This is a genomic window from Barnesiella sp. CU968 (genome assembly GCF_905219685.1).
GTDB classification, from domain to species: Bacteria; Bacteroidota; Bacteroidia; order Bacteroidales; family Muribaculaceae; genus Lepagella; species Lepagella muris_A.
On sequence record NZ_CAJMXD010000244.1, the window covers coordinates 1 to 4,531 of the forward strand.

The following is a 4,531-nucleotide window of genomic DNA, read 5'->3' on the forward strand; positions in this document are numbered from 1 at the left end:
GGACCGCGTAGGTAGGATAAATACCGAAAGTTGCGATCGCAAAAAACTTAGGTATTGGAGAAGTACGATTATCGGAGATGAAGCATACGACTGGTCGTGGAACTTCACAATTCTACGTAAGAAACTAGAATATAATATAGGTTATTATCGTTTCACTCAACGCTATGTCGGTTGGGAAAAGGACGTTGAGCGTATGGAACTTGCATGTCGGCTTATGAATATAGCGACCGGGGACGATTACACTTACGAAACAGATATTTATGTTAATACGCGAAATAGCTCAAGATTCGGGATTGAACCTTCTGAATTTGAAGATGGTAAAGAATTTAAGGATCTTCATAAAAGCGACTTACGCAAGGAAAAAGCTTATCAATTAGTGTGGACTATACTTCGACAGGATATGAAACGTTGGTGGGATTAAAAATACATACACTATGAATACTGAGAATATAAATTTACCGGCATCATTCAGAGTGATTGGTGTTGGAATAGGAATAGAAGAAGTTATCAAGAAGGTCAAGTCTCTAGAGTTAGATGGTGTTTCTGCTGAAACAGCCAACGTACTTTGGTCGGTTAACCATGACGAGAATCTAAATAGCGNCGAGATAAGATTATCTACTATATTGGCAGGACAGGAGATCTGGAGATGTCAAGGAATCTAGTACAGCCGCAATTCAAATTGTTGAGCTTTGCCATACTCCCGGGCATCCTTGGAGGGGTAGCCTGTTTCATCGGACCGTCTCACATTCCGCTTCAATCAAGGCTTTGATCGGCGTAGTCATTGGTTGTGACATTCAACATCGCTTTAGGGCTCAAGCTATTAAGGATGTCATAAAAGCCAATGATGAGCTGTTAGATCACCTCTTTGAGGATGATGATTAAAACTATCACAACCTGTATCTAAATATGCGACATGATGAGGCTATTTTGCAACGATCATAAATGACCCCGTTTATAATATTCGGACCTCCATCTCACAAAAAAAATAAGTAAATTTGCATACTGAGCACAATTAAAAACAGAGTTACATTATGACAGAAAATGAAATCGAAATAAACAAAGCGTTCATAAAGAAGGGCATTGATATGTCCCTGATTGGTGCTGAGAATCTGGATACGGGTTTTATATCCGACCAAATTTGTAATCAGCTTGATAATCAAGAATTGATTGAAATAGCAACGGCATTGAGATCAATTACCCAAACTATCGCAAAATTATTAGAGGAACGTAATACTATACCCAATCAGGTGCAGTCCGGACTGATTTTCCAATATTTCTTTGATAGGGCTGTTGAGATATTTTACAAGCAGTATCATGGCATTGAAACGGACTCTGTGTCATTCAATATTCAGGAGGTTTTCGACTATTATGAGCCTGACCTTCCTTACAATGTTCAGCAAATCCTGACCAATCGTGTTGGGAACATAGCTGCGTTAACGTCTAAACTTTGGGGATTCATGGAAAGTACCGGAGTATTTGATACACCGTTCAATGTATGGTTTTCAAACTTCTTGACAATAGCAACTACCATTGGACTCAAATTTGCCCGGGAGATAGATTTTGATGATGAGAGCGAATTAAACGCTTTTCTCAATATAGACTGATTTTTTATGTCGGTTGAATTTATCTCTGGCAAAGATCATTATGATAAGGTTGTGGCAAGAGTGGCTTCCGTGAGGAAGTCGCTCTGGATTGGTACAGCCGACATTAAAGACCTTCATGTCAAAGCCGGCAATTCATCGGAGCCATTCCTTGCTGTACTCGCAAAACTTATCAAACGTGGCGTAGAGGTCAGGCTTATTCATGCAAAAGAACCGGGTCCGGCTTTCCGTGAGGATTTTGACCGATACCCGATTCTAAAAGCCGGACTGGAGCGGATGCTATGCCCGCGAGTCCATTTCAAGATGATTATCTTCGATTTCGGGTCCGCCTATATAGGCTCAGCCAATCTGACAGGTGCCGGCATAGGTATGAAGAGTAGTAACCGCCGTAACTTCGAGGCCGGAATACTTACCGACGAGGCACATCTGATAGATGCCGCCTGTGAGCAATTTGACAGCGTATGGCGTGGAGAACTCTGCACCCGCTGCGACCGCCGCCAATATTGCACTGACCCAATCAAATAAACATTTTTGATAGTCCAAGATTTCCCTTTGAAATAGTTAGTCACCAATGAGAAGATAAATGAGGCTTCTTCGCTGTGAATTGTTATATAAAATCAAACGACACCCAAACCGAGTATCGTTCGATTCTGCGATAGCACTATTTCACTTGGAATCAGATAACGCTTGTTCCAATTCAGCTTTTCTTTGTGCAAATTTATCAGGAAGAGCCTTTAACATTTCCTCTAAATCTTCATACTTCATATTGTCAGGGCTCACAGATATCATAGTCTCTTTACCATCTATGAACAACGTTTCTCGTTCTTCGCAATTTTCCGAGTTGGCAAGATATACTTTGTTATCCCTATGCCAAATGTAATTATTGCCTAAGAAGGTGAAAGAAATATCTGAACCATATATCAGGGCAGAATCGGGGACCTTCTCTCCAGTCTTAATTGCTATATTCGGTCGACTCATAAACCGATCTCTATAGGCTGTATCAAGGAAAACGCCTGTAGAGCTGGGGTATATCGCATCGTGACCATGATAAGTGCGTATGTATGAATTGCCGAATTTATTGAGGGCGTAATTCAAAAGACCTGTATTTGAAAGAAAGTATAGCATATGCCCGGCTCTATCTGAGGAATCTGTTAGTATATTTACGGACAATCCCTCAGTGAGGAACTCATGTCTGGGGGCATTGATGTCTTCATTATACAGATAGTGCCGCCACGACTTTTCACTGTTGTCAAATATATAATGGCTGCGCCACCATATAACTTTCCAAAATTGATCTGCNGTAAATTTGCTAATCAGGGATTGCAGAAGGGCTGCGTTTCCACTGAAAGCAGGATTTAATACATCCGAAGAATCAGTGCGGACTGATTTAAAGTATTCTTTTACCTTGGTAAACTTTCTATCAAAATCCTTAAAGTCAGGCAATCCGCTTTTATTCTGATACATGAACCTGATTGACCCATTGAAGAAGGCGTAGTTTTCAGCTGCGGTAAACGCTTCTTCCCATGTCTCATACTCCGATCCTTCGGAGTATTTCGCTAACTCACCAGATGGTTCAAGTGTCATTTTGGCTTTTGTTATTTCCTCATTCATTCGCGAAGGAATTTCCTTGTCGCTCTCAATAAGATTCATCTTAAACAATGACGAATAGCATTGATGGCTGTCAATAAATGAAAGGGTACGTATGGCAGACAACATAGTGGCTGTGGTACGTATGATGTATTTATTCCAGTCCGATCCGAGACTTTTGCCAGAAGTAATATTGCACACCACTCTCATCCAACGTTTAAGAGAAACATCCTCGGCCTCACCTTCCAACAAATATTTATAAATCGCATGAAATATTACACGATGCGGTTGGGTCAGAGGAGAGATTAAGTCTTTCCGGTTAGTGTCTTCTATATATACTGGAATAAAATGGAATTCAACACCGACATTGCGAGGCAATTTTATTGTATCATAGTTGCCCATTTTGATTAATCTTGTAAAAACGGTGGTGATATTCTCAAAGAGTGAATAAGGAATTTCTCCGTTTTTAAATCGGTAGGGTGTCAGATCATGATAATCATCAACATTGTCCGCTATTAAAAAACGGTATGATGAATTCCCCTCAAGAGCTTTAATGCTTCCTTCATCATCATCCTTTGTATCAGAGCAATCGCGGTCTGCAATCATTTCTTCCCAAAACACTCTGTTGATGAATGCAAAGAAAATCTCATCAATGGAATTTTGTGAAGACCTATTTTCCCAAAAAAATGTTAGTCCATTCTGTATCAAGCATAATTGGTATACCCGACCTTGGATCCAGAAGTTTCTTCCAATCCTTATCATAGTCTGCTTTGTCGCGGGATGTTTGCTCATCTTGTTCTTTGGCTCTTTGACGCAGATAGCCTATAAGGTCAGCCTTGAAGTTTTCAAATGGAGTCAGTTGCTTGCCTCGAGCGTTCATCTTAACATATAAATCATCCGATAGTCCAAACTCGAGAAGTGGTAATTGGTAAAAATAAAAGGGCGGGGTGTCAGAAATCATGGATTTCCAATAGGACTGAAATTGTTCGAGAGTAGTCTGTTTGAAAATTTTTTCAAGTCCATCCAACAAGGCATTCGCGTCCTCAGCGTCTTTTAGATTTTTCTTCTCTACCTTATCGAGGTCTACAGCCGTCCCGGTTATCATTTTCAACAATGAAGTTATGGTGGGGTCTTGAAGCCATGAGGCAGCAAACCAAGTGCTATTTGTTATATAGTCGTGGATATTATCATCTTTCGATAGTCTCTTGAAATTTGAAGGGCTACAAATGTTTTTACAGAAGTCCCGCGACGAGCGGCGAGTCTCATAACGCGAGTTCGGGATAAGAATCTTCAATTTACAACCAAGCTAAAGGACACAGTGCATTGGGCGACCTGTCAAGGCC

At 40.6% G+C, this 4,531-nt stretch carries 4 protein-coding genes; 3 read left to right on the forward strand and 1 reads right to left on the reverse strand.

The window, feature by feature from the left end; all coding sequences use genetic code 11:
- The 3 genes from JX312_RS09565 to JX312_RS09575 form a co-directional block, all read left to right on the forward strand.
- A partial coding sequence (locus JX312_RS09565) for a hypothetical protein (RefSeq protein ID WP_204457834.1) occupies positions 1-421 on the forward strand: 421 nt, incomplete at its 5' end.
- A 610-nt stretch (positions 422-1,031) separates the two neighbouring features.
- Complete coding sequence (locus JX312_RS09570; RefSeq protein ID WP_204457835.1) at positions 1,032-1,604, forward strand: hypothetical protein; 573 nt, start codon at positions 1,032-1,034, stop codon at positions 1,602-1,604.
- A 6-nt stretch (positions 1,605-1,610) separates the two neighbouring features.
- On the forward strand, positions 1,611-2,126 hold the full coding sequence (locus tag JX312_RS09575; RefSeq protein WP_204457836.1) for a phospholipase D-like domain-containing protein: 516 nt from the start codon (positions 1,611-1,613) through the stop codon (positions 2,124-2,126).
- Positions 2,127-3,858: 1,732 nt separating this feature from the next.
- Here JX312_RS09575 and JX312_RS09580 read toward each other — a convergent pair.
- On the reverse strand, positions 3,859-4,293 hold the full coding sequence (locus JX312_RS09580) for a hypothetical protein (protein WP_204457837.1): 435 nt from the start codon (positions 4,291-4,293) through the stop codon (positions 3,859-3,861).
- Positions 4,294-4,531 lie beyond the last annotated feature (238 nt).